Here is a 25,406-nt window from a genome sequence, read left to right on the forward strand (position 1 = left end):
AAGAAAAGTAGACAGACTGTTATGAAATCCACATTGAAGTTTTTAAAAAGAGTAAAAAGTGCTGTCTTTCATAGCATCGCATTTTATCCTATTCTAATTAGTGCAGCATTCTTTTTTTTGGCAATTATTTTGTTATTTGTAGAAAATCTGGAAGTAATCGATTCCATTAAGGAAAAGGTGCCATATCTTTTGGTACAGGATAATGAAACTGCCAGAACAATTCTTTCTACATTATTTGGGGGGATATTGTCATTGACCGTTTTTAGTTTTACCATGGTAATGGTAGTATTAAATCAAGCTTCTTCTAACTTTTCTCCAAGACTTTTGCCAGGGTTGATCTCTAACAAAAAGCATCAAATCATACTAGGGTTTTATATTGGAACGATATTGTATGCAATAATTGTTTTAATGTCTTTAGGAGCTTATGGTTCATCCACAAACGCCGTAGGATTTTCTGTAATGGTGTCAGCGGTACTGGGAGCATTTTGTATTGGGTTGTTTGTGTATTTTATTCATAGTATATCTCAAGCAATACAAATACATAATATTATAGACAAGATTTATGCGTCCAGTACTAAATTGCTTGAAAAGGAAAAACAAGAACAAAAAGAGAAGGGTTCTGAAAATCAAAATACCTCATTTCAATATTGGAAGACGATACCTAGTAAAAAAACTGGTTATTATCGATCATTTGATATTACACTATTGCAGGATTCTTTAAAAAGTAAAGAAAACACAATAGAAATCATTCCTTATGCGGATCAACATATTTGGAAAGGAGATCCTGTTCTTGGTATTAAAGAACCTATTTCTGAAGAGGAATTAAAATCTTTACACATTTGTCTTTATATTCTCTCTAACAGACATGAAGACGATAGTGGTGTTGGAGGAATGATAAAATTAACCGAGGTAGCCGTAAAAGCTTTGTCTCCAGGTATTAATGATCCGGGTACTGCTATCAATGCTATTTCTAAATTAGGTCAGTTAGTGCAGCAGGCGCTAAAAATTGAACCAAAAACTATTTTGGGCATAGCTGATTGTGAAGTTACAATTATTCATAATAAAATAAGTGCCTCAGAAATAATGCGTATTGTGATTGAACCGATTCGTCTTTATGCAAAGTCAGATAGTACAGTTTCTTATGAACTATTGAGTGCATTGATTTTTATTAAAAATTGTAATGATATACATCCTGATTATGTAGAAGCTGTACAAAATGAAATTATCGCATTAAGTAATGATTTAAAAAAACACATAAGTAATAATCAAGATCTAAAACGTATCTTAGAGTTATTAGAGACTTAACTTTTTTCTTCAAAATATATGAAAGCAACACCAACCTTACTATGTATACCGGATATCAGTGGTTTTACTGAATTTATGAGTTCCACAAATATAGAATTAAGTTCTAAAGTAATACCGTCATTACTTAACAGAGTAATCTATGCGAACAAATTAGATCTTAAGGTCTCAGAAATTGAAGGAGACGCTATTTTGTTTTATAGAACCGGACCATTACCAACATTCACAGAACTGGTGTATCAGTGCAGATTGTTTTACACAGAATTTTATGAACAGTTAAAAATACTCCACAAACAATATAAAAATACAAAAGAAGGAAATAATATCCCGGAGATGCTTGGTCTTAAAATTGTATTACATTATGGCCAGGAAATAAGTGCGGTTCCTATAGGTAAAAACATAAAACTTATGGGAGAAGATGTCATTATCGCCCATAGATTACTAAAAAATAAAATACCAATAGATGAATATATTTTACTTTCTGAAGATTTGTTATCGGAATTTAAAGATAAGACTATCGAACGAAATTTTGGTTGGGGAGAACTTCACGATCGAGAAACTGAATATAAGCATATAGGAGAAATTAACTATAGCTATATTAATCTTGAGCCTTTAGTTGATTAAGATTCATTTTACTAGAATTTTTATATAGTTTTGTTAAATCCGGAAAAGGTATTTGTTTTCAAACAATACTAAATTTCTAAAACCATATTCTTATAACTTTCATCTGATGTTTGATCTCTTTACGATAGAGTTAAGATAAATAGTATATGAGCAAAAGATGCCATTCTACTCAGGGTATCTTTGTAATGAACAAAAAAGAATAATACAATTCTGTTGTTCGACTTTACTATATTATTAATCTTAAAAAATTGCTATGAATTATTTGAACATGGATGAGAAAAAGCTTTTACCTGTAGTATTAGAATTAAATATACTTTTAGCTGATTACAATTTATACTACCAAAAATTGAGAGGTTTCCACTGGAATATTTTAGGAAAAAATTTCTTTGATCTTCACATAAAATTTGAAGAATTATACAATGATGCTAAATTAAAAATAGATGAAATCGCAGAGCGTATTTTGACACTACAGCATCATCCGGTAAGTCAGTTCGCAGAGTACATCAAATTATCAGACATAAAAGAAGTGACACCTTTGATGAAAGATATAGAAATGGTAAAAGAATTACTTGGAGACCATAAAAAATTACTTACCCAAATGCGGATAATATTAAGACATGCGGAAGAGGCAGGAGACGAGGGTACAATAGATATGGTAGGAGTTTATATTAGAGAGCTAGAAAAATCGAGCTGGATGTTAAACGCGTGGTCAAAAGATACTTCTGACCATTTAGACACATCCCTTGTTAGAATAGCATAATCAAAACAAACAAATTAATAACCTTTTAAAATTATATAAAAATGAAAATGATAAAATTAATAACAGCATTGTTAATCACATTTACACTTACAGGTGCAATTGCGCAGAGCAATAGACAAGTTATAAAAACTAGAACTACTAAAACGTACGAATTCAAGAAAGATGGAAAAACAATACCTTACAGAATTACTGTGTATAAAACAGGTAAGTCAAAAGTAATGCTAGATGATTCTGATAAAGGAAAATTAAATCAAGATAGAAAAATTTCTCCTCAACAGGTTACAAAATTGATTTACGTAGATAATGATCTATATAGCGATTATGATAAATACATTGTATTACGATACAGCAAAGATGCTAATGATAGTTTTGAATTAAAGCCTACAGAAAGAGGTTTTAAAGTAATCGTTGATAATAAAAATGTAGAGTATATTTTTGGGGAAGGAGTATATTTTGTGAATAACGCAGACAAAGACTACTTTTTTGTAGATGAATTTGATTCAATCTAAAAAATTATCTAAAGATATAATATTTTTAAAGACTCCCTTTTTTGGGAGTTTTTTTGATTTTATAATATGCTATCTGTAATAACATTTCTTTTTTGATGTATCTTAACAAAACCTTATACCTCAAATAAAGAATAAATTATTTTTTGTTTGTTAATTTTACAATAACGTTAAACAAAAATATCACTCTAATCATTTTTTAAAAATGTACGCAGAACCAACAACCGCCATAGAAATTAATATTACTGCTAAGGATACTGAAGGAACAGTAAGGCAAATTCAGGAAGTTATAGGAGGAAAAATAGAGGAAAGATGGGGAGAGTATGAACTCACCGTTAATAATCTAAATGCGCATGGTTCCATTAGATTTATTACGTTTGATTGGGGAGTAAACCTGCTAGAATATGATATTATATTTCATAAGGAGTTTGTGTTAGTCATGGATGCTTCAGAATATAACCCAATTCATTTTGCATATTGCCTCACAGGACATTGCGGACATCGATTTGGTTATCAAAATGAAATACATACTTTAGAACAGTTTCAGTCAGTTATTATTACTAGCCGGGATGGAGGATATAATTACGGTTATTTTCCGAGAGAACAAAAATTAGAAATTAACGTAATACAAATTGCAAGAAAAAAGTATTTAAAAAAACGACTCAACAATGTATCACAGCTCAATGAGAAGTTATATAAAGTTTTTATGGATGAAGATCATGAAAAAGCCTTTGCTTATTTTGGCACTTTTAATTTAAAATTAGCAGATCAGATAGGTGCTTTACGAAAAATAAAGCAAAAAGGTATGATAAGGATATTACAAATAGAAGGTATGATTTATCAAATTTTATCTATGCATATTCAGCAACATGATCGAGCAGTGAAAGAAAAAGTGTTACCTACTACGCTTTTAAAAAGAGAATTAAAGATAATTAGAAGTTTAGCTAAGAAAATTATCAAGGATGTAGCCAAAGATTATTCTTTAGAACAATTATCTGAAGAAACAGGTTTACCTCAGGCAAAGCTCCAGGAAGGATTTAAATTGTTATATGCTAGAACAGTAACAGAATACATTCGACATGTGCGGTTAGAAGCTGCTAGAGATTTGATACGAACTACCGACATGAATATTTCAGAGATTGTATATTCTATAGGATTTAGTAGTAGAAGTTATTTCTCTAAAATTTTTAAAGAAAAGTATGATATTAGCCCTAATAATTTCAAAAACAGAACTGAGTTGCCTGTAGAAGAGGTTGTAGGCATATCATAAATATACTATTTGAAGAGCCTTTTGATTAAATAGAATATACCATATTTTTTTACAGCACTAAGAACAGTAGAAACCCACTGATACGGTTGTAAATCATCTTTGAACTCAGATTTTAGAAGTTTCATTTCTTCCAGAGATATTTGACGTTGTAAACTTAACTTACGCAGATCTTGTTCTATTTCCTTAAATGAGGTGTATGTTTTTTTCATAGCGTTAATCAAAAAATTCTTGAGACATTTTTTTTATAATGTTTTTATCAATTTTTTGGCGAATAAGATATGCTATACCCGTAAAAACAAAAAGTGCTGCGGCCATTATTAAACAAGCCAATGCTGTACTACCAATAAATTGGCCTAACCAAATTGCTCCCGACACAGTTAAAAATATTAATCCAAGAAAAAGCAAGCCACCAATGATGGCCAGCTTGCTTAAGAATGAAAATGCCAGTGCCAATTGCTGAAAAGCCTTGAGCTTGTAATATTCTTGAGAGGCTTTTACATACTTTTCTCCAGAATCGAAAGCTTTATTAGAGGTTTCGTTTATTGCGTTAATTACTCCCATTACGATTTCTGTAATTTCTTGTTCTTAGCTTTCAACTCGCTTAATTTTTTTTCGAGAGAGGTGATCACATCGTCCGCTTTATAACTTGCATCAGAAACTAGAGACTCAATTTTGGTGTCTAATGTTTCTTTTTGAGTAGATACGGTATCTGCTATTTGATGTTTTAAATTAGAGGCCTCTCTTGCTAAATGATCTTTGGTTGCTTGCGCCTCATCTACTAATCTTCTTCTTGTATTTACTCCTTTATCTGGAGCAAATAGAATACCTAAAGCTGCACCGATTGCGGTTCCCGCCAAAATTCCTAAAAATGTATTTCCACTATTACTCATTGTTATTGTTTTTTAAGTTGTTAAATTATTTACTACAAAATTCATCAAAAATAGTCGTAAGCTTTAACTCAAACCATAAGGATGTTAACGGAAATGATTTTTGGCAAACGAATTAACATTTATATCAAAAGCGTTCATCATTTCACATCTCTCAATCTATCTTTGAATGTAGTAAAAATGATGTTAGATGGCAAGTACAATCATAATAATTTATCCTTCTACAGGAGAAATTACCCTATTTAAGTAAATGAGATTGATGCTTCCTTAAAAAAATCTGAGGAAGCATTTCTAGTTTAAGGTATCTTTTGGTGGTATTATGGCTGTAAAGTATAGGGGAGACCTTTCAAAAGAAGGAATTTTTGAATTTGTAAATAAGAAAATAAATTGTTTAAAATAATAATAGTTTAATTAAAAACATACAAAAAATGAAATTCGTAAAAGAAGAAGACGAGGAAAGAAGAGATTATATTTTTCAGAAAAATACAAAGACAAAAATAGGGACAAAGTTCATTGTATTGGTATTGATTTTATTGATAATTGGAGTTATTGCTTCGGGAGTTTTCCTAGATGTATTTTAATAGTTATTGATGCTTTTGTAAGTAATAATCACGGTAGAATAGTGAATAAATAGAAATCATAATCTCTTTTTTTAACATGTAAATAATAACAATATGGCAAAAATAACGGAAGTGACCCTTGATAAAATTCCAGAATATGTTGAGGTAGATGATACAAAAACAAACACGATCATCGTAAAAACTGAAATAGAATTTCATCCATTAGATATATCTGGCAATATGGAGTATTTATTACATCTATTCGTCTACGACGTTCATGGAATTAAAGATTTGCCTGTATTGATTTCTAATTGGGATGATACCAAAGTGTTGAGAGTAGTTAGAAATGAACGGAAGGATGATTTTTTATGCAAGGAAAGTGTTTTGATAAGATCAGAAGAGGCTAATAAAGAAAATATCAGTATTAAAACACCCATGACTATCAAACTGGGAGAATTACAAGATAATACTTCGGTGTATACTAGAAAATTTGAAGTTTTTGCTACGCTTATTCCGGCAATAGATAGAGTATCAAAGTGGTCAAAACCTTTTGAATCCCAGCTGGTTTTTTAAAAAAATTAAAGAATGGGTGCCGAGGTTAATCAATTAATTTAAAAATAAAATAATGAATGTATCTGAACAGTTATTGGAAATATTACAAAATGAAGGAGTGAAACATATTTTTGGAGTCGCAGGAGATGCTTTAAATCCTCTTATAGATGCTATTGGTAAACAGGATATTATTGAATGGGTTGGAGTACATCATGAAGGAAATGCATCCTATGCAGCGTTTGCACAAGGAGAACTTAATCATAATTTTGGAGTCTGTGCCAGTACTGTTGGTCCCGGAGCTTTACACCTAATAAATGGTTTATATAATGCGAAAAAAGAGCGGTCTCCTGTAATTGCGATAACCGGGCAAATACCGATAGAGCATTTAGGTACAAATTATCATCAGGAAGCAGATCTTAAGAAAATATATGATGATGTATGTGAGTATCAAGCAATCATAAGGTCTCCAGAAGAAGCTCCAAGAGTTATTCTTAGGGCTATCAGGATTGCAGTGAATCACAAATGTGTTTGTAGGATAGAATTGCCAGCAGATATTGCCCAAATGAAAGTCGAAAACAGAGATTTTGTTCATACTGTATTCAGATCAAAAAGTAATGTTGTTCCTAGCCAGGAGGAGTTAAACCTTGCTGCAAAATTTATCAATGAGTCTAAGAAAATAGGAATTTTAGCAGGAGCCGGGTGTAGAGAAGCGAGAGAAGCGGTGATTAATTTTTCAAAAGTATTAAAAGCTCCAATAACCCATACACTAAGAGCAGCAGATGTATTTGATCACACAACTGATAATGTAGTAGGATTAACAGGACTGATAGGTAACCCCTCAGGTTATAAAGCTGTAATGGATTGTGATTTATTATTGATGTTAGGGACAGATTTTCCATATACAGATTTTCTTCCTGAAGAAACTAAAACTATTCAGGTTGACATTAGACCTGAGAACATTGGTAATCGTTCACCTGTCACTTTAGGTCTTCACGGGGATATTCAAACAACAATTACTTCACTTCTTAGTTTATGCTCAAAAAAAAAAGATGATTCTTTTTTAAATACCTTAACAGAGAAGTTTAGTGATTGGAAAGAATCTAATGATAAAAAAGCAGATCCATCTCGTGATATGGAGCCTTTACATCCACATATCTTTGCAAAAGGTGTTAGCGATATAGCTTCGGATGATGCAATTTTTACTATTGATACAGGAACCGCAGCTATTTGGGCTTCTAATTTTATGAATTTTCATTCTGATCGGAGAATTATAGGGTCATTTAACCACGGATCAATGGCTGTTGGTTTACCGGCTGCAATAGGAGCACAGCTTCAATTTCCTGATCGAGAAGTTTGGGGGTTGATTGGTGATGGTGCTTTTAATATGTCATTACAGGATTTTTCTACTGCTGTTAAATATGAATTACCAATTAAGATTATTGTATTCAATAATTCTCAATTAGGTTTTGTCAAAATAGAAATGGAAGAAGCTGGATTAGCACCTAATTTTCAAGCTCTCAAGGTCGATAATTTTGATTTTGCAGAGTACGCAAAGCTTTGTGGAGGGGATGGAATAAAAGTTACTCATGCAAAAGACATTTTGGCGGCTATACAAATGGCAAAAAGTTCTAAAAAGTCTTTTATTATTGATGCAGTAGTTACAAATGCAGAGCTATCTTTACCTCCTAAGATAGGTTTCGAAGAAGCTAAGGGTTTTGGACTGTCAAAAATTAAAGAAATATTTAGAGCATTTAATGGAGAAAAAGAACAATGGGAAAACATTAAGAACGAAATCGAAGCTTATTTTGATTAGATTACGTTACAATTGACAGAAATGAAAAGCATATTAGAAAAACAAATTAATATTAATAAATAGATCAGATAAAATGGAAAAATTAGGACTTACTGGAGAAAATTGGGAGCAATTCGTAACATGGGTTTGGGACTTCGTGCCTGGCGTAGTATCTGCAATTGTAATATTCTTTGTGGGTATTTGGATCATTAATTTGTTTAGTAGAGGCTTACGTAAATTCTTCCAGAAAAAGGATTATGATGAGACTTTAGAGAAGTTTTTGTACGATCTGATTAGCATAGGGCTCAAAGTTTTATTACTAATATTAGTCATTACACAATTAGGAGTACAATCTTCTTCGTTAGTAGCCGTTCTAGGTGCTGCTGGTTTAGCTGTTGGATTGGCATTGCAGGGATCTTTATCTAATTTTGCAGGAGGAGTATTGATTTTATTTTTTAAACCGTTTAAGATTGGAGATTTTATTGAAGCACAAGGAGTCTCTGGTACGGTAAAAGAAATTTCAATATTCAAAACCAAGTTAAACACCTTCGGAAATCAATTGGCAATCATTCCGAATGGAAAACTATCCAATGAGAACATCATCAACTATTCTGCAGAACCAATTCGCCGTAATAACGTAGAGATTGGAGTTTCATATACTAGTAACATTAAAGAAGCAAAAGATATTCTTTTAGACTTAATCAACAGTCAGGAAGGGGTTATTCAAGATACACCACCAGAAGTTGTAGTCTCGAAACTTGGTGAAAGCGCTGTAACCTTATCACTAAGATATTGGGCATCGCTTGAGGATTATTGGCGCATTCATTTTTATACTGTAGAAGAAGCCAAGAAACGTTTAGAAGATAAAGGTGTTTCTTTACCATTTCCTCAAAGAGAAGTTCACGTGTATAATAAAGATGGTGAAAAGGCCAAAAAGTCGACTTTTGAATCTGATAAAACTACTATTGAGATAAAATCAAAAGAAGAAAACGATGGCGAACAATAGGCAGTATAAAAAATGAAGATCAGTATGAATCGCTAACACTCCTAATAGTCTTGCAAAGTGTAGTAAAGTTTCAGATTATGAAGATAGGAAGAAAGAAGAGTTGTACACGCAAGCTAAAAGAGTAAATATTAAAGGAAGATCAAAATTGAATAAAAAAGAGTCGATTTAGGCTCTTAGAAATAATTAAAATTACTATCATGAATTATGTAATCATTGCTATGCAGGCTATCGTAGGACTAAGTATACTAAACGTATGGCTTATTCAGAATAAAAAAGCGACAAAATGGAGAGGTGGTAACGCCAACACCATTATCGAAGAGTTTCATGCTTATGGACTATCAACTTGGTCCTGTTATCTTATAGGAGTCTTAAAAGTTATTTTGGCAATTTTATTAATAATATCGATTTGGTATCCTGAACTAAAAGAATTTTCAGCGCTTGGTTTGGCAACTCTTTTATTAGGATCAATACTAATGCATTTTAAAATTAAAGACCCATTATATAAATCTTTTCCAGCTTTTCTTTTTTTTGTTATGTGTACTCTTATTGCTGCCAGTAGTCATATAAAACTTTATTTTTAAGAGAGTTCCGAGATGAAAGTGTTTTGAAAAAATATATAAAAATTGAGGATTGCATATAATAGAGATGGCATAGACGCTAGTAAAGGATCTTTAATTTTTATTCGTACTCCAAAACCAAGTAGCATTAATAAGGCCAAAGAACCGGAAGACACTGAAATAAGAATTGGGAAACAAAAATAACCAACAATCAAGCCTAAGCCACCAAGTATTTGTAATACACCGGTTAAATTCCTTCTCTTTTCAAGACCAAACCGAACAAACTCATTTTTCATATGATTAGAAAACAGACAACTAAATCCATATAAAAGAAAAGATAGAGCTGAAAAAAATGTTATGATGGTTAGTAACTTCATAGTGTACTAAGATATTGAATGATTTATCATACTTAATTAAATTTTCAACAAAAAATGCAGGATGTATTACGTCCTGCATTTTTTGTTGAGGTATACTCGGAAATATTCTAATTAATTCTTCAACATATTAAATAGTTTTTCAGCTACCTCTTCCGATGATGCTGGGTTCTGTCCTGTTATTAGGTTTCCATCATGTACAGAATAAGGTTGCCAATCGTCAGCTTTACTATATTTTCCTCCATTGTCTTTTAACATATCTTCTACTAAAAACGGAACAACATCTGTTAATTGAACCGCTGCTTCTTCACTATTGGTAAATCCGGTTACATTTTTGCCTTTTACAAGAAATTCACCGTCACTAGTTTTTACGTTCTTTAGAGCTGCAGGTGCGTGGCATACCAAACCTGTGGGTTTATTACTTTCGTAGAATGATTGCAATAATTTAATAGAATCTTTGTCATTGGCAAGATCCCATAAAGGACCATGACCACCAGGATAAAAAATAGCATCATAATTCTTTTCTTTAACTTCGGAAAGTTGAAGGGTTTTACTCAATTTTTCCTGTAACTTTTTATCATTATGGAAGCGTTTCGTAGCTTCAGTTTGATTTTCCGGCTTGTCGCTGCTAGGGTCTATAGGAGGTTGACCTCCTTTTGGGGATGCCAACGTAACTTCCGCACCTTTGTCGGTAAGATAATAATAGGGGGCAGCAAACTCTTCAATCCAAAATCCTGTTTTTTCACCGGTATCTCCGAGTTTGTCGTGTGATGTTAATACGAATAGAAATTTCATCTTTTTTATTGTTAATTTTAATAAGTTTTCATTTTATCTTTCCTTCTTTCTAATTGATCGTTGAGGTCTCTAATAGTTTCGGTAATCGCTTCCTCAAAACTTACTTTATCAGATGAGGCGTACAATCTTGGTCCCGGAGCACTTAATCGAATACCACAAATGTGTCCAGAGTTGTCATCTCTACTCTCTTTTTTTAAGAAGATATCAGCACGAATTACGAAAGGATACTTATTTGATAAATTGCCTAATTTTTCTTCTACAAATGATTCTAATCTATCACTTGCACTTACATTAGTGTATTCAAAAACTGTTTTCATTTATTTTTATTTTTTGTATTTATTAATTGTTGCCGTTGTAGGCAAAAGCTTTGTATTTCAATAAGGCTACAAATACCACTCCACCTATAGCATTTCCTACAATCGCAATTCCCTGAAAGGAAAGATAGTCTATCATTGTGATACTTTTTGATACGATTAGTCCTGAGAAAACCTCAATATTCCCTACAATACTATGATGCAATCCCATAGCACCAATTACTGCTGTAATGATATAAATCACCAAAATTCTACTAATCGTACTATCTGAGGAGGTAAGTAGCCAGGATAGCAAACCCATTAACCAACCTGCTAATATCGCACTTACGAATATCACAGTAAGATCACTATGAAGCACGTGTTCTGAAACTTTTTCAATAATTTTTATATCAAAAATTCCTAATTTGGGACCAATCCAAATAGCAACTATGCTTATTAACATTCCTCCAAAAATATTACCTGTAAGTACTAATCCCCATAACCTGAAAAGATCTATTATTTTTGATTTTTTATTTAATACAGGTAGTGTAAGCAAAGATGTTTGCTCAGTAAATAACATGGATTTTCCTAAAACAACAAGAATAAATCCAACTGGATACACTAGTGCATTTATCTTCCATACTAAAGCGCTATTCGTTTCATCAATAAAAAAAGCGGTCATTACACAGATTAGTAGAAAACTAAATCCAATTTCTAAGCCCGCAGAGAACGAACTCAATAGAATACTTGAGTTTGTTTTGTCATAAATTACTAATGCTTCTGATACTTGTTCTCGCAATATTTCAGAATGCGACATAGGTGAGTTTTCAGTAACTTCAACTTTTATGTTTTTATCCGTTTTTAATTCTTGATTCTCTATCATGTTTTTTTGTTAAATGTTTAACGAGAAGTTTGAAATTTAAGGCATTGTGTTTTTTTGAGGCTTCGCGATCTTGCCTATTTTTTTTCTAACATTTCTCAAAAATGCTTTACTTCCAAATTTTTTTCTACGTAAACCTGGTCTTTGAATGTTATTTTTGTTTTTCATGATTTTCCTTTTTATTATACTTTTTTGAGATTAATTTCTAAGCTTTTTTAAGTGATAGAATGTTAGTAAAATAGCTATCACTATAACTAATATAGTTGTTGAAAATACAGTAAACAGAATTATAGATAAAAATGCTCCGACTTCCTAAAAAATAGTTTAATGGCTACCACTTGATAATTTTGTAATGTAAAAACCATAATATCTATCAACGATATTACCATTACAACTAGCATAACTAGTTTTTTATTTTGTTTTTTTTAAAACTTATGATTTGATTTTCAATTAATTAAGTTTCAAAAGAAATTTAAACTTAGGTTGATTATTGTATGTGAGTAAGTAAATGAAATTCTATAGATTATGTTAACGCATTTGACCAAAATAGTATCTCAAATGCAATATGATATTATACGTTAATAAATAGATAGATGTTTTGTAAGTAATTATCAAGCTATACGGTATAAGGTTATAACCATTTCTTTTTTCTAAAGAAAATCAATAGCCCAATAAAAATGATAATCATAATACTCATTAAGGCGTGATATCCATATCGATATTTAAGTTCCGGCATATGGTCAAAATTCATTCCGTATATTCCTGCAATAAAAGTTAGAGGAATGAATATGGTTGCGATAATGGTCAGTACCTTCATAATACCGTTCATTTTATTACTGATCGTGGTCATGTACATATCCATAAGTCCCCAGATCATTTCGCGATAAACATCAATATTCTCTTGTATATGAATGATGTGATCATATAAATCTCTGTAATAGTCTTTGTTTTTTTCTAGGATCAGAGTGGTGTCAGATTTAACAATCCTGCCGATAACCTCCCTAAGTGGTAAAATACTTCTTCTTATGCGTAAGATTTCGCGTTTAAGCGATTGTATTTCTTGCGTGATATGATCTCCTTCTTTTTCATTAAATAGCTCTTCTTCTAATTGTTCTACTTTATCACCAAGGTCATCGATAACTACAAAGTAATTGTCAAAAATAGCATCAAGTAAAGAATAGGCAAGGTACCCAGCTCCAGAGTTTCGAATTCTGCTTTTGGCATTAGTTATTCGAATTCTTACAGGATCAAAAATATCTTCGTCAGATTCTTGAAAAGTAATGACATGATCCTTTCCTAATACTATAGAAATGTGCTCTACAATAAATTCTTTTTCTTTATTAAAATACATCATTTTTAGTACTAAAAAAATATAGTTTTCGTACTCATCTATCTTAGGGCGCTGATCAGTATTTACTATATCTTCTAGAATTAATGGATGTAGTCCATAAAATTCCCCAATACTAATAATTTCTTTGGTGTGATTTAGACCATTTACATTAATCCAGGTCACACGATCATTGCCTTTAAAAGTAAATGCATCTTCAATATTGTCAGTTTCAGAAATATTATGGGTATCCCTTGTATAATCTTGAATCTCAATTTTAGTTTCGAGATGTTCTTTTTCGCCAATATACACTACAGTTCCAGGCGCTTTACCCAGACTTTGTGAGGATTTAGGTTTTTTACTTTTTTTGTGAATAGGTCTGTTTTTCTTCATAGCGCAACGGTTGTTCTGTAAATGTATTAAAAAAGAAATTTTTGTAAAATTTCGATAACAATACCTAATTAAATTCTAAAAAATGTAATTTCAATCTAAATTAATAGTAATTATTTCAGATCATGGATATATCTAAAAACTTTTGTACTGTATCAGTTTTTTTTCTTGTTTTATTAGGGTGTACTAAACAAAATCCGAACAAAAAATTGGAACAGGGAATACTTAAAGAAAATAAAATTGAGAATAATGAAAATTTTAGTTACCTGATAAAACAACAAATATATGTGCCAATTTATTCTGACATCTATAATAAGACCAAGGATTATCGATTTCTACTTACAGCTACCTTAAGCATCAGAAATACCAGTCCAAAAGACTCATTATTTATCAAAAATGCAGATTATTATAATACTCAAGGAGATTTTGTAAGAAGTTATATAAAACAACCTATTTATCTTAAACCACTAGAATCTATCGAATATGTGATTGAAGAGAAGGATACTTTGGGTGGGAGTGGAGCTAATTTTTTGATTACGTGGGGAGCTAATAAAACTATTAAACCAATTTTTCAAGGAGTTATGGTTGGTATCTCTGGTCAACAAGGATTTGCATTCACTACTGATGGAGTTGTTGTTTCAGAATAGAAGCTTGATTACTACAGATTATAACAAATAGGGCTAACAAAATTTTGCAGCCCTATTATAGGTAATTCTTAAAGGCACGATTAATATTTCCGGACATATTAATCGACTTGCTAGATTTTATTAAAAAAAAGTCATTCTCGAAAAATTACACAATAAATATATACAAATTAAAGTTCGATCCTGAATTATTATTAGGCCATATGAAGAATTTATTTGTCTTTTTGAAAAAAATAACTTTTAAGGTATTTCGTAAAACATATCGTATCACTGTGCAAAGTAAAATTTCAATAGTTTTGGTAACGAGGAAGGTTTTATTCGCTTAGATATTTGTTAAAATATTATTAGTCTTCGGGCTTTATTTCTTGTATGTCTTTGTTTGTTAAAATCTCAATACCTTTTTGCATCACAAGGGAAGTTGGAAGTGTGATATCACATCCATCATCTGTTTTCATAAAAAGATAAAAACCGGTAATGTCTTTAACTTCTCCACTCCAGTTAAAATCTTTATCTAAAACCTTAATTCTATCGCCAATTCGCATAGGATGACTGAAAAATAAAATTACACTTGCAGTTAAATTAGATAGGATTGACCATTGCGCAAAAAAACCAACACCCAAAACAGCTAAAATCGAAGAAATAAATACTACAAATTGTTTATGATCTACACCCCAAACGATAGCCAAGAAAGAACCTCCGGTTATATAAATAAGAAGATAACTTAAATTAAATATAACTTTTCTTCGGTTTACATCAATTGATTTAACGAAACTAAACCTCCTGATTGCCCTTTTGGTAAGAAATATTACTAAAACCATTATAGCCAATAATATGGCAGTGAATAGTAACTCTTGCTTAGATATCAACATAACATATGTTTTACAGTTTTTGGTAAAACTATTTTTTATTCATTAATGATAAAAGAAAAAATAAGACTTTTTCGGAAATCAGGTGCCGAAATATGACATACGTTAATATACCCAGGGAGTATTTTATATATAGGCTTTATTTATTAGTAATACTTTTTTGTTTCAATTCAGGTAATATTAATAAAGGAATTGAACTGTTAAAGCTTATCTTCTCTACCACATCTTCTTCTAATAGCTTTTGAAAAAAATTGTGTTTATGATGAATTAAAACAATGAGGTCACTTTTTGTTTGCTGGACAAAGTTTTTTATAGCATTAGTTTGAGAACTTTCGAGATCTATTTTGCAAAAAATATAATCTATTTCTTTAAAAAACACTTTTAAAGTTTTTTTATTTACTTTTTGATGATCATTTAGATATTCTTCCATCATTATTCGAGCAATATTTACTTTCGAGTTATTTGATATAGCTATATTAATTAATGGCTTTAATTCTTTCTCAATATAAGATCGTTTGAAATTTGTAGAAAATGTAATGACTGAAGGTTTTTTCGGAATGTAATTTTGAGGTACTACTAACACTGGAAAATTTTCCACTCGATTAATTACCTTTACAGTATTACTCCCTAGAAACACTTCTTTGGCCCCGTTAGCTCCTTTGGTTCCCATTATTATAAAATCAATTTTTTTGGAGGTAACTACAGAGTTAATAGCCTTAACCAATGTATTTACTTTGAAGACTGATTCAAAACGATGATTGTTATTATCATTTTCACTACTGTTCTTATTCAAAAACAACTTTAAGTCTTTTTCAGATTCGTAAGACATTTTGGTCAAAACTGAATTATTATACTCCTCACTCAATAAATTAGACGGGTTAGTTATATAAACATTTAGTAAATAAAATGTGCAAATTTCAGTACTAAAAAGTGTTTTTGCATACTGTAGTGCATTGATAGAATTTTCGGAAAAATCTATAGGAATCAAAATATTTTTCATTTTTTCATAAGATTTAAGCAGCTATTAAATATATTAAATATTATGTTGTTAATATTTGTAAGCTTCGTACATTTTTGAAATGTAGAATTAATTAATTGACATTTACAGTTACATTTGAATAAATATTTTCTGTATGTTTTTAATTTCTAAGATCGAACCAATTATACAAATAATCTCTATTCTGGCAATACTTGTTATTGTTCTTAGTATCATCCTGAGAAAAATGAATCAAACATATATCATTGGATATATTTTGGCAGGTATCTTTCTTGGAGAGCAAGGGTTAGCAGTTATTGATGACAAGGAATCGATTGAGCTTTTAGGAGAATTGGGAGTGATTCTTTTACTGTTTTTTATAGGTATGGAAATTAATCTTATTGATTTTCTTAAGCGATGGAAACTTGCAGTACTTGGCACCTTGTTGCAAATTATTTTAAGTGTATTATTAGTGTTTTTTATTGGAAATTTTTACGATTGGAGTTTTGCAAGGTCAGTAGTATTAGGGTTTGTAATTGCCTTAAGTAGTTCTGCGGTGGTAATTAAACTTCTACAGGATAAACATCTTATTGATAATCAAATAGGAAAAAATGTATTAAGTATTTTATTGGCTCAGGATATAGTTTTTGTACCTCTATTAATAATTATCTCCCAGCTTGGTGGGAAAACCGAATCTACAGAAAACATTGTATTGATGATAATTGGAGCAATAGTGATTGTAGCTACACTAATATATATCTATATTAAGGGAGTAATTGTATTGCCATATTCCAAAAAAATATACCGAGATCACGAATTACAGGTTTTTATGGCTATTTTTCTATGTTTTGGTGGTGCTTTAGCAACATCTTTTTTCGGTATATCTCCTGCTTTGGGAGCTTTTGTTGGAGGAATGATTATTAATGCAGCAAAGGCAACAGATTGGATACATGACACGCTACATTCTTTTAGAGTTTTGTTTGTATCCTTATTTTTTATTAGTGTTGGATTACAAATAGATCTTGGTTTTGTGTACAATAAATAATCTTTGGACCATACTCTCGGTTATTTTTGTAGTTTATATAACCAATCATTTATTGAATACTGTAATATTAAAGGTTTTTTCAAATACCTGGAAAGAAGCATTTTTAGGAGGGGCTCTTCTAGCTCAAATAGGAGAGTTAAGCTTTTTGATTAGTTCCACCGCATTAGGTTTAGGTATTATAGAAGACTTCTCCTATAACTTCACTATTAGTCTGATTTCTTTAACTTTAATAATTAGTCCCTTTTGGATCGCTTTGTCAGAAAAACTAATTAATTGGAAAAAAGATAATGAATAGGAAAAAATTATCTCTATTTAAGAACAACATTAGTTCAATTTAGATTTAGCAATTCTAGTATGGAAAACTATCATTTTCATAACTTTTACAGGTGTATTGTAATTTATTTAATATTCTTCACAATACTGTGTATTATAATCTACATCTTTTTCCAGGCAATTAAATTCAAGATATTCGTTTTCAAAACCCGAATACTTAACATTCTTAATAAGTTCTTCTTTTTAAGGTCTGCATTAGAAAGATTAACAACATTATTATCTATATATCCTTGAAGAGAGGTTTTTTGGAATTTCTTTTTAAGACATTATCATTGACATTTTGAAAGTTAACGGATATCTTTTTTGATAATGTGATTTTAGTTTTACCTAGATATCTTTGCAAAAAAATATTATTATTTACTATTAGCATATTTCCTGTTAGATAATATTCTATAACTGTTTTTTTACTTAAAAGCAGCCTAAGAAGGTTTCAATCTGGGATTTACTGAATCTTATTAAAGAAGTTTTTAATTTAGGAAAAAAATGCAAATTTTGTGCAAATAAAAAAGCGTTACAGTGATTTGTTTCTGTAACGCTTTGATTATCAAGTGACCTCGGCAGGATTCAAACCTGCAACCTCTTGAGCCGTAATCAAGTGCACTATTCAGTTATGCTACGAGGCCTTTTTTGCGGGTGCAAATATATGGGTATTTTATAAATTATAAAACTATTTTAAATTTTCTTTTTCAAATTTTTTAATGATTTCGCTTGCTTTTTTTGCATTCGTATCTAAAATGAATAGCTCAGTCGAGCCTTCAACGACTCCAAAGCCTGCTAACCTCGCTGACTGACTATGATCCTTAATCATAGAAGGAATATGTATTTCATCTAGTAAGAAAGCTAATCGATTAACTAGTATTGAAGTTCCTGTATATATTTTTATGAGATTTTTCATATAATAGAGTTTTTATTATTCTAACGAATAAGTAGTGTTATGTAATACTATGAATAATAGATTTTAGCGGAATGAATAGGCTTCATTCCGCTTTTTTGGTTTTATTCTTTAGATGTTTTTTGAGACATCATTTTTTTAGCAAGATCAGCTCCGATTAATGATTGTAATAAATTACCATCAGTTCCTTGTTTGCTTCCATCTTGAATATAGATCTCAGGAAGTTTTAGATCTTTAAGCTGTTTAGCAACATTTACAGAGGTTTTAAATTCCCACTCTGCACGTTCCTGAGGTGTAAGACCAGCGTTTACTAGTTTTGCATTCTCATAGGATTGTGCATCTGCCATTGTTTTCTGAGTTTTAGCTTTAAACTGAGCAACTTCATAGTTCTTGCGCTCCTCGATAAGATTAAACTCTGCTACCTTAGCTCTTGTTTCTGCTTCAATAGTTTTCTGAATTTGTTCTTTTTCTAAACGAGCACGTTCTGTAGCTTTTTCTGCTTCTCCCTTTGCCGTTTCTTTCTGCGCACGGTAAAATTGACGTTCTGCTTGTTGTTTCTCTAATTGAGTTTGTGCTACTTCCTCTTTTTGTAATTGTAACCTCTTGTCGAAAGTTGTTTCCCAATCGATTTCTGTAACAACTGCTTGTACCACTGTCAGGCCATATCCGGATAGAGAGTTTCCTCTTTCTCTAACTGGCTCTCCATTATTATATTGGATGCGAAAACGCTTTTGTTTTGATTCTTTATTAGTGACTGTTCGCACTGTAGCACTGTCACCTATAATTTCACGACTTTCGCTAGCAAAATATTCTTCCAATACATACATCCCGTTTTCTAATTGATCTTTAAAATATCTATCAAAATCAGAAGCTTGTCCAGATATGTAATCCTGAGCATCCATTAGTTTACAAGTATTTTTTATAGACTGATCAATATTAGGAATAATCCTGGAACGGATTAAGTTTCTCTCTGTTTTATTACGATCTGCAACGGATAAAAATTGATCCTCATCTGCTGTATTGATACTGATTACCACAGAAGTTGCAATCCTAGCTTTTACTGCATCGCTAAACGCCCAATATTTGGCAATATCAACGTTAGCGTATTTACTTTGTTCACCCATCTCGTTCTTTTTGTTTGGAATCACGTACTTAATAGGTAGTTCAAATTGAATGGGTATCAATCGTCCCCACATCTTGGTATTGATTCCCTGATGTACGACTGCTTTCTGACTTCCCCACGGATATTGCACAGCGTATGCCGTTCCTGGCTCTGCATAAAAGAACATTCCTGAGACGATACTCATGAATAGTCCAATTATAATCATAGCAATGTTTCTTTGTCGAGTGAACTTATGTACTATTTTTGATTCCTTAAAAAATGGTTTAATAATAAAAATGGTAATTCCAACGAGTACCATTATAATTCCTAGATATGTTAGCATAGTAATGATGTATTTAAAATTTATGAATAAGTTATTTAGTAAATAAAGGAATGCTATTGATTACATGATTTCTATACTTATTAAAGAGTGATAATTGATACAGTTATTTCGTTTCCATTCAATATATATGGAGAAGAATAATTAGAAAAATGTTTATGCTAAAATCTGCCAAAGTGAATATATTTTGTAAGCTTAAAAATGATTAATGTTTTAATATGAAAGTTTAAAGTCTTGATTTGTGTTATAAATTATAAGTTAATAATGTAATTTGCTTTAAAAACTATAATAATTCAAGACTGTTTTAGAAACTGGATTTAAAATTCAAGGCGGTTTTCATAATTTTTTAGCACTCTTTTTTGATTTTCGTTATTTTGCAGGCATGAACATACAAGAATTAATAAGAGATATTCCAGACTTTCCGAAGCCGGGAATTATTTTTAAAGATATCACTCCACTTTTAGCAAACTCTGATGCTTTAGTGCATTGTGCAGATCAATTGGCTGGATTATGTCCAACCGACATAAAGGTTGATAAAGTAATCGGTATCGAAGCGAGAGGCTTTATTTTGGGCGGTATGATTGCACAGCGATTAGATGCAGGTTTTATTCCTGTTTGAAAGAAAGGAAAACTACCATCAAAAGTGAATTCCAAAAGTTATGGATTAGAATATGGAGAAGATGTCTTAGAGATTCACAAAGATGCTATTAAGGCAGGAGAGCATATATTGATTCACGATGATGTTTTGGCTACAGGAGGAACTGCGCAAGCTGTATGTGAACTTGTGGAAGAATTAGGAGGTACTGTAGTGCAGTGTAATTTTATTATGGAACTGGATTTTCTTAATGGTAGAAATAAACTTCAGACCACAGTGGCTTCATTGTTAAGTTATTGATATAAGGGATGGAGAATCTAAAAATATTAGAACTTCTCTACGGTCACATTGAGCGGAGTCGAAATGTTATGAAAAATCAAGACTTCATATTTCTCGACTGCGCTCGAATTGACAGTATATAAAATTATAGGTATTCTTATTTTACTTTTTCGTAGTGGCGATAATGGCCCCATCTTTTGCTTTATCTCCATAAATACTAATTGCTGTGGTAGCTTTCAGGAAATCGACTTCATCTAATTTATCTGATTTTGCTAATTCATCTAATGTTTTAAAATCAGACTCTTTTCCATCAATAATGATTAATTTCTCAATATCTGGATCATCTACAAAGCTGAATTTCTTTGATTTACTAAAATGTGATGGAAATTGTTGACCGTTAAAAATAAAGTTTCCATTTTCATCTTCATCAAATTCAAAAGAATTCGTGATTTGATCTTTTAGCTTGTTTATGTCAAAATGATGACCGTTAAAAAATATGGAATCTCCTTCTTGGTCAAAATCGAAGTTAAATCTGAAATTCTGATTTTTTAAGATGCTATCCAGATCAAAATCCTGATTGTTAAAACCGATTTGGTTTTTCCAAGAAGCAATATCAAACATCCCAGAATTAGTTATGTATAGATTGCCATTTTTATAGCCAAGCTCGACGTCTGATATGGGTTCTGAGGAAGAGGAAGAGTACTTGCTTTTAGCGTTCCCTTTTTTAAGAACGATGCTTAAACTGGTAATCTCATTTTGTTCATTAAATTCTATTTTTTCTATGATGAATTCAATACCATTTTCAGAAAAAAAAGTTTTAAGATCCTCCAGTTCCTTTTCTGTTGTATTTTTATTGATGGTGGCAATGATCTCATTAGGTCGAAATTCGTCCTGAATTCGGTCAATATATGAACCAGAAGTAAATGCTGTTAGGGATAGTATACCTAGTATACCCATTCCCAGAATGATCCATTTTTTCATACTAAATATTGTTTTTTGGTTATCGATTTTAATTGAAATGTATTCTCTTTTAAATACGAAAAATTGAAATCAATGTTGCAAAGTGAATCTTCTGGTTTTATAATTTTTTACTCTATTTAGATAGTGTGTGAATTTTTGAAAGCATTGTAATCAGGTGATTTGGGTAATTTAATGCATAGAATAGTGGATTTAGTATTAATAATGTGAAATTGATTTTTCTAGCTTTGGAATAACTAATTTAAATATAAACACAAACTTTAATTTTATGAAAAATTCAAAAATTTTAACTGGAACACTTTTGGTGTTTTTTGTTTTTTCGTTTTTCTCGTGCGAAAAAGAGCCAGTGAACACGATCAATGAATCTTCTCAGGATATTCCCAAAGAAATATTAGAGAAAATTTCAGAATTAAACTTTAATCATAATCAAGTCACAAAAGAAATATTGACAGATATTGATGGTACTCAAAGAGAGATATATCTTATAGAAGATGATATTGCTTTTACTTATGATCAAATTATGCAAATGGATAATGGAGATGGTGTACATAGTAAACAATATCATACCACTAATCTGGTAAGCACTCCAAGAAACGTTCGTGTTGTGGGTTATAACGGAAATAATCGCTTTGGTCTAAGTGATATTGCTCAAACAGGTTTGAGGTATGCTGTAAATAACTACAACGCTATTAATGTGGATTTTCAACTTGAGTTAGTGTTTACTACTAATTTTAATAATAATGATATTGTAGCTTATACACAAACTAGCGGATCAGAGATAGCTCAAGATGGAGTGAGAGGAAGAGCTGGGTTTCCAAGTGGCGGAGAACCTTTTAAAAGAGTAATTATTAATGGAGGTGCAAATGCCAATAATAATGATCAATTACTAGAGGGATTGTTTACGCATGAATTAGGACATTGTTTTGGACTAAGGCATACTGATTGGGATACTCGCCAATCTTGCGGACAAACTGGAGAGTCTGCGAATCCGGATGGGGCAATATATATTCCAGGTACTCCGGGAGCTAGTCAAGATCCTGGTTCAATTATGAATTCTTGTTTCCCATTTAATGGAGGCGAGTTCGGTGAATTTGATATAGTAGCTTTAGAATTTCTTTATTAATTATTTTAAAATGAAACCTGAAAAGTATATTCTCTGGTAATGCTTTTCAGGTTTTTTTATCACTATTTTTAAAGAGCCCTTTTGGTTACATACAATCTCCACCCAAAAATGAGTAGTTGTATTTTAGAAGCTTTACTAAGATCCAGTCTTCGTTTTGTGAAACTAGGTAGTAATAGTTTGTTTAGTTTTGCGATAAAGATAAAAAGCTGTTTTTCCATATATCTAAAATAAAAAAACTCATCGGATTGTGATGAGTTTTTGGTTACTTGTTTATGTATTGTGGTATGTCTATTTTTTTAAAACAACTTCTACGACCCCATTTTTTGCTACATTACCATATTTCTCTATTGCCTTTTCTGCCTTATAAACATTTACAGATTCAATCTGTTTATGTTTAATTTTTTCGAATTCATTATGACTAACTTTTTTTCCATCAACAAATATTAATGGTCTTATGTTGGCTTCTCCGATACTCATATTGTTTTTGTCAATATTTATCTTAAAACCTGTCTCTTTTTTTGCATTCTTTTTTGTGGTAATATTAATGACACCATCTTTTGCCTTTTTTCCGTATTTCTTAACACTAGCTTTACCTTTGGAGATATCAATACTTTGAATTTCATCGGATTTTAGTTTTTTTACCTCTTTTTTGCTGGCTTTTTTTCCATCTATAAAAAATAAAGGATCTTTTCCCGAATTACCATCAAAATCAAAAATTGTTTTGTGATCATCTGAATTGATGAATATATGATCTTCATCATCATTGTGATCACTTTTTATAATAAACTTGTTTTTATTACCTTTTTTTCTGATTACTTTTCTTTTATGCTTTTTGTCACTTTCTACAATAAAAAGACTTTCTCCTTCATCACCTGAATTGATTTCTATTACATGACCGTCGCTATGTTTATTATGTTTGTTTTTACTAATCCAAATATTTTTATGACCACTGTTAGATTGTCCTATATTAATCTTATCATTTTTACTGTCATAAGACAAAACAAACGGAGTTATTGGAGTGTCGTTTGATACTGAAAAATTAGCATTACTCTTTTTAGATGATACTTTAACACTGATGCTAGTGATTTCATTATTGCTATTTCTGTTAAGATCACTAAATGTTACTGTTACATCATATTCATTTTTAAAAATCCTTTTAACTTTTTCTAAATGATCTTTTGTGGCGCTTTTATTTATAGTGAATTCGATTATATTTTTTTTGACTTTGGTATTCTTTGACCTTGTCAAAGGTTTTTCTTCTATTGGAGTTGTAATTTTTACAGGGAGCGTAGTGACAGCAGGATTATGAGTGATTATATTTTGATGCTCTATTGTATTGGGGTGCTCTTTTTTAGAAGGAAACGAATGCTCACGTATTTTAGTATTATCTTCCTTTTCAGTAGGGAATTTAGCATCTTCAGAAATAATATTAGCTTCATTGTGTAAAACTTCCATTACAGAAGTAGCTTGATCTGGAGTTTTATTTTGAATATAATGTATCTCTGTTTTAGTATTAAAACTCCATAAAAACAAACATAATAGGGGTAATATAATTGTTGCTTTCCAGAGGTTCTGTTGGTTTGATTCTTTTTTATTTAACATAACGATTCGTTTTTTGATTAATGATTGATAAAAATTATTCGTGATTGATGAATAATTACCTGATGATACTTTAACTAAAGTTAATTGATACTCTTTTTTTGAAGGAAGATCGCGGGTTGCTTCATGATCCGCAATGAATTCTAAGTTTTGTTGTAAACTTTTTTTGTAGAGCCATATAAATGGGTTAACCCATTGAAAAATCGCAAAAATATTGGTTATTAATATGTCTACTGTGTGGTATTGTTTTGCGTGTATTTTCTCGTGCTTCAAAATCATTTCTAACTCTTTAGTGTCATGAAGTATTGGGTTAAATATGATATATTTAAAGAAAGAGAATGGAGCAATGTCTTCTGCCGTTTTTAAAAAAGAAAACCCTTCATTTTTTCTATTCTGACTGGTTCTAAAGATTCTTAATAGAGATATAAGTTGAACAACAAAACGTCCTAATAGGATTAGGGTGAAAGTGATATATAGGTTAAAGACAATTAGCCACCAATTTGTCGGTTCGGGTTCATTTTTTGTAATATCAGAGTACGAAGAGTTGTATGCTATTGTCTGGAAAATTGGTTGTTCTATAAGTTCTATAGTAGTAAACTCTAAAAAAGGAAGCAATAATGAGCTTAGTATTCCTGTAAGTAAGAAATGTCTGTTTATTTTAAAAAATGTGTCTTTTCTTAAAAGAAAGAAATAAACAAGATAGAATAAAGATAGTATAACACTTGACTTAAATAGATATATGAAAAAAGCTTCCATAGC

At 31.0% G+C, this 25,406-nt stretch carries 28 protein-coding genes, 1 tRNA gene and 1 pseudogene; 15 read left to right on the forward strand and 15 right to left on the reverse strand.

The window, feature by feature from the left end:
* Positions 1 to 21: 21 nt before the first annotated feature.
* The 5 genes from Q0910_RS11615 to Q0910_RS11635 all read left to right on the forward strand — a co-directional run bounded on the left by Q0910_RS11615 (position 22) and on the right by Q0910_RS11635 (position 4,462).
* On the forward strand, positions 22 to 1,305 hold the full coding sequence (locus tag Q0910_RS11615) for a DUF2254 domain-containing protein (RefSeq protein ID WP_299216296.1): 1,284 nt from the start codon (positions 22 to 24) through the stop codon (positions 1,303 to 1,305).
* A gap of 18 nt (positions 1,306 to 1,323) precedes the next feature.
* Entirely contained in the window at positions 1,324 to 1,926 is a 603-nt protein-coding gene (locus Q0910_RS11620) for a DUF2652 domain-containing protein (RefSeq protein WP_299216299.1), read from the forward strand.
* A gap of 253 nt (positions 1,927 to 2,179) precedes the next feature.
* Positions 2,180 to 2,686, forward strand: coding sequence for a DNA starvation/stationary phase protection protein (locus Q0910_RS11625; RefSeq protein WP_299216302.1), 507 nt, complete (start codon positions 2,180 to 2,182; stop codon positions 2,684 to 2,686).
* Between the two features lie 41 nt (positions 2,687 to 2,727).
* The gene (locus Q0910_RS11630; protein WP_299216304.1) at positions 2,728 to 3,195 is read left to right on the forward strand and encodes a hypothetical protein; all 468 of its coding nucleotides are present in this window, start codon (positions 2,728 to 2,730) and stop codon (positions 3,193 to 3,195) included.
* Positions 3,196 to 3,397: 202 nt separating this feature from the next.
* Positions 3,398 to 4,462 carry a response regulator transcription factor gene (locus Q0910_RS11635; protein WP_299216307.1) on the forward strand — a complete coding sequence of 355 codons (1,065 nt, stop codon included), beginning with the start codon at positions 3,398 to 3,400 and terminating at the stop codon, positions 4,460 to 4,462.
* A 5-nt stretch (positions 4,463 to 4,467) separates the two neighbouring features.
* Here Q0910_RS11635 and Q0910_RS11640 read toward each other — a convergent pair whose 3' ends face one another.
* From Q0910_RS11640 to Q0910_RS11650, 3 genes are read right to left on the reverse strand one after another with little or no spacing between them, the layout of a single operon-like run.
* On the reverse strand, positions 4,468 to 4,671 hold the full coding sequence (locus Q0910_RS11640; RefSeq protein WP_299216310.1) for a DUF6327 family protein: 204 nt from the start codon (positions 4,669 to 4,671) through the stop codon (positions 4,468 to 4,470).
* A 4-nt stretch (positions 4,672 to 4,675) separates the two neighbouring features.
* Positions 4,676 to 5,023 (reverse strand): hypothetical protein, encoded by a 348-nt coding sequence (locus tag Q0910_RS11645; protein WP_299216313.1) that lies wholly within the window; start codon positions 5,021 to 5,023, stop codon positions 4,676 to 4,678.
* On the reverse strand, positions 5,023 to 5,352 hold the full coding sequence (locus Q0910_RS11650; RefSeq protein WP_299216316.1) for a YtxH domain-containing protein: 330 nt from the start codon (positions 5,350 to 5,352) through the stop codon (positions 5,023 to 5,025). The genes Q0910_RS11645 and Q0910_RS11650 overlap by 1 nt, the downstream gene beginning before the upstream one ends.
* Positions 5,353 to 5,777: 425 nt before the next feature.
* Between Q0910_RS11650 and Q0910_RS11655 the strand changes: the two genes are divergently transcribed.
* The 5 genes from Q0910_RS11655 to Q0910_RS11680 all read left to right on the forward strand — a co-directional run bounded on the left by Q0910_RS11655 (position 5,778) and on the right by Q0910_RS11680 (position 9,840).
* Complete coding sequence (locus tag Q0910_RS11655) at positions 5,778 to 5,930, forward strand: hypothetical protein (protein WP_299216319.1); 153 nt, start codon at positions 5,778 to 5,780, stop codon at positions 5,928 to 5,930.
* Between the two features lie 93 nt (positions 5,931 to 6,023).
* Complete coding sequence (locus Q0910_RS11660; protein WP_299216322.1) at positions 6,024 to 6,482, forward strand: hypothetical protein; 459 nt, start codon at positions 6,024 to 6,026, stop codon at positions 6,480 to 6,482.
* Between the two features lie 52 nt (positions 6,483 to 6,534).
* Positions 6,535 to 8,274, forward strand: a complete 1,740-nt coding sequence (locus Q0910_RS11665) for a thiamine pyrophosphate-dependent enzyme (RefSeq protein WP_299216325.1) — start codon at positions 6,535 to 6,537, stop codon at positions 8,272 to 8,274.
* A 73-nt stretch (positions 8,275 to 8,347) separates the two neighbouring features.
* Complete coding sequence (locus tag Q0910_RS11670; protein WP_299216328.1) at positions 8,348 to 9,259, forward strand: mechanosensitive ion channel domain-containing protein; 912 nt, start codon at positions 8,348 to 8,350, stop codon at positions 9,257 to 9,259.
* 188 nt (positions 9,260 to 9,447) lie between these two features.
* Positions 9,448 to 9,840, forward strand: a complete 393-nt coding sequence (locus Q0910_RS11680; RefSeq protein WP_299216458.1) for a DoxX family protein — start codon at positions 9,448 to 9,450, stop codon at positions 9,838 to 9,840.
* Here the strand turns inward: Q0910_RS11680 and Q0910_RS11685 are convergent.
* The 5 genes from Q0910_RS11685 to corA all read right to left on the reverse strand — a co-directional run bounded on the left by Q0910_RS11685 (position 9,837) and on the right by corA (position 13,878).
* Positions 9,837 to 10,193, reverse strand: coding sequence for a DoxX family protein (locus tag Q0910_RS11685; RefSeq protein WP_299216332.1), 357 nt, complete (start codon positions 10,191 to 10,193; stop codon positions 9,837 to 9,839). The genes Q0910_RS11680 and Q0910_RS11685 overlap by 4 nt on opposite strands.
* A gap of 111 nt (positions 10,194 to 10,304) precedes the next feature.
* A complete protein-coding gene (locus Q0910_RS11690; protein WP_299216335.1) occupies positions 10,305 to 10,985 on the reverse strand; it encodes a type 1 glutamine amidotransferase domain-containing protein in 681 nt (226 codons plus the stop codon).
* 17 nt (positions 10,986 to 11,002) lie between these two features.
* Positions 11,003 to 11,302, reverse strand: coding sequence for an HPF/RaiA family ribosome-associated protein (locus Q0910_RS11695; RefSeq protein WP_299216338.1), 300 nt, complete (start codon positions 11,300 to 11,302; stop codon positions 11,003 to 11,005).
* Positions 11,303 to 11,324: 22 nt separating this feature from the next.
* Positions 11,325 to 12,161 carry a formate/nitrite transporter family protein gene (locus Q0910_RS11700; protein WP_299216341.1) on the reverse strand — a complete coding sequence of 279 codons (837 nt, stop codon included), beginning with the start codon at positions 12,159 to 12,161 and terminating at the stop codon, positions 11,325 to 11,327.
* Positions 12,162 to 12,789: 628 nt separating this feature from the next.
* Positions 12,790 to 13,878 carry a magnesium/cobalt transporter CorA gene (gene corA / locus Q0910_RS11705; RefSeq protein ID WP_299216344.1) on the reverse strand — a complete coding sequence of 363 codons (1,089 nt, stop codon included), beginning with the start codon at positions 13,876 to 13,878 and terminating at the stop codon, positions 12,790 to 12,792.
* Between the two features lie 206 nt (positions 13,879 to 14,084).
* Between corA and Q0910_RS11710 the strand changes: the two genes are divergently transcribed.
* The gene (locus Q0910_RS11710) at positions 14,085 to 14,522 is read left to right on the forward strand and encodes a DUF3124 domain-containing protein (RefSeq protein ID WP_299216347.1); all 438 of its coding nucleotides are present in this window, start codon (positions 14,085 to 14,087) and stop codon (positions 14,520 to 14,522) included.
* A 341-nt stretch (positions 14,523 to 14,863) separates the two neighbouring features.
* Here Q0910_RS11710 and Q0910_RS11715 read toward each other — a convergent pair whose 3' ends face one another.
* Together Q0910_RS11715 and Q0910_RS11720 are read right to left on the reverse strand one after the other, a co-directional pair.
* Positions 14,864 to 15,388 (reverse strand): mechanosensitive ion channel family protein, encoded by a 525-nt coding sequence (locus tag Q0910_RS11715; protein ID WP_299216350.1) that lies wholly within the window; start codon positions 15,386 to 15,388, stop codon positions 14,864 to 14,866.
* Positions 15,389 to 15,524: 136 nt separating this feature from the next.
* A complete protein-coding gene (locus tag Q0910_RS11720; RefSeq protein ID WP_299216353.1) occupies positions 15,525 to 16,385 on the reverse strand; it encodes a universal stress protein in 861 nt (286 codons plus the stop codon).
* Between the two features lie 133 nt (positions 16,386 to 16,518).
* Here Q0910_RS11720 and Q0910_RS11725 point away from each other — a divergent pair, with 133 nt between their 5' ends.
* Both Q0910_RS11725 and Q0910_RS11730 read left to right on the forward strand, forming a co-directional pair.
* Entirely contained in the window at positions 16,519 to 17,406 is an 888-nt protein-coding gene (locus Q0910_RS11725) for a cation:proton antiporter (RefSeq protein ID WP_299216356.1), read from the forward strand.
* Between the two features lie 52 nt (positions 17,407 to 17,458).
* Positions 17,459 to 17,701 carry a cation:proton antiporter gene (locus tag Q0910_RS11730; RefSeq protein ID WP_299216359.1) on the forward strand — a complete coding sequence of 81 codons (243 nt, stop codon included), beginning with the start codon at positions 17,459 to 17,461 and terminating at the stop codon, positions 17,699 to 17,701.
* Between the two features lie 587 nt (positions 17,702 to 18,288).
* Here the strand turns inward: Q0910_RS11730 and Q0910_RS11735 are convergent.
* From Q0910_RS11735 to Q0910_RS11745, 3 genes are all read right to left on the reverse strand, one after another.
* A tRNA-Arg gene (locus tag Q0910_RS11735) sits at positions 18,289 to 18,362 on the reverse strand.
* Positions 18,363 to 18,406: 44 nt separating this feature from the next.
* Entirely contained in the window at positions 18,407 to 18,634 is a 228-nt protein-coding gene (locus tag Q0910_RS11740) for a DUF2007 domain-containing protein (protein WP_299216362.1), read from the reverse strand.
* Positions 18,635 to 18,735: 101 nt separating this feature from the next.
* Complete coding sequence (locus Q0910_RS11745; protein WP_299216365.1) at positions 18,736 to 20,076, reverse strand: SPFH domain-containing protein; 1,341 nt, start codon at positions 20,074 to 20,076, stop codon at positions 18,736 to 18,738.
* A 379-nt stretch (positions 20,077 to 20,455) separates the two neighbouring features.
* Here Q0910_RS11745 and Q0910_RS11750 point away from each other — a divergent pair.
* Positions 20,456 to 20,968, forward strand: a pseudogene (locus Q0910_RS11750) (adenine phosphoribosyltransferase).
* Between the two features lie 141 nt (positions 20,969 to 21,109).
* Here the strand turns inward: Q0910_RS11750 and Q0910_RS11755 are convergent.
* A complete protein-coding gene (locus tag Q0910_RS11755; protein ID WP_299216368.1) occupies positions 21,110 to 21,928 on the reverse strand; it encodes a hypothetical protein in 819 nt (272 codons plus the stop codon).
* 265 nt (positions 21,929 to 22,193) lie between these two features.
* Between Q0910_RS11755 and Q0910_RS11760 the strand changes: the two genes are divergently transcribed.
* Entirely contained in the window at positions 22,194 to 23,048 is an 855-nt protein-coding gene (locus Q0910_RS11760; RefSeq protein ID WP_299216371.1) for a M57 family metalloprotease, read from the forward strand.
* 288 nt (positions 23,049 to 23,336) lie between these two features.
* Here Q0910_RS11760 and Q0910_RS11770 read toward each other — a convergent pair whose 3' ends face one another.
* Positions 23,337 to 25,403 carry a M56 family metallopeptidase gene (locus Q0910_RS11770; RefSeq protein ID WP_299216377.1) on the reverse strand — a complete coding sequence of 689 codons (2,067 nt, stop codon included), beginning with the start codon at positions 25,401 to 25,403 and terminating at the stop codon, positions 23,337 to 23,339.
* Between the last annotated feature and the right edge of the window lie 3 nt (positions 25,404 to 25,406).

This window comes from uncultured Aquimarina sp., assembly GCF_947495315.1.
Taxonomy (GTDB): domain Bacteria; phylum Bacteroidota; class Bacteroidia; order Flavobacteriales; family Flavobacteriaceae; genus Aquimarina.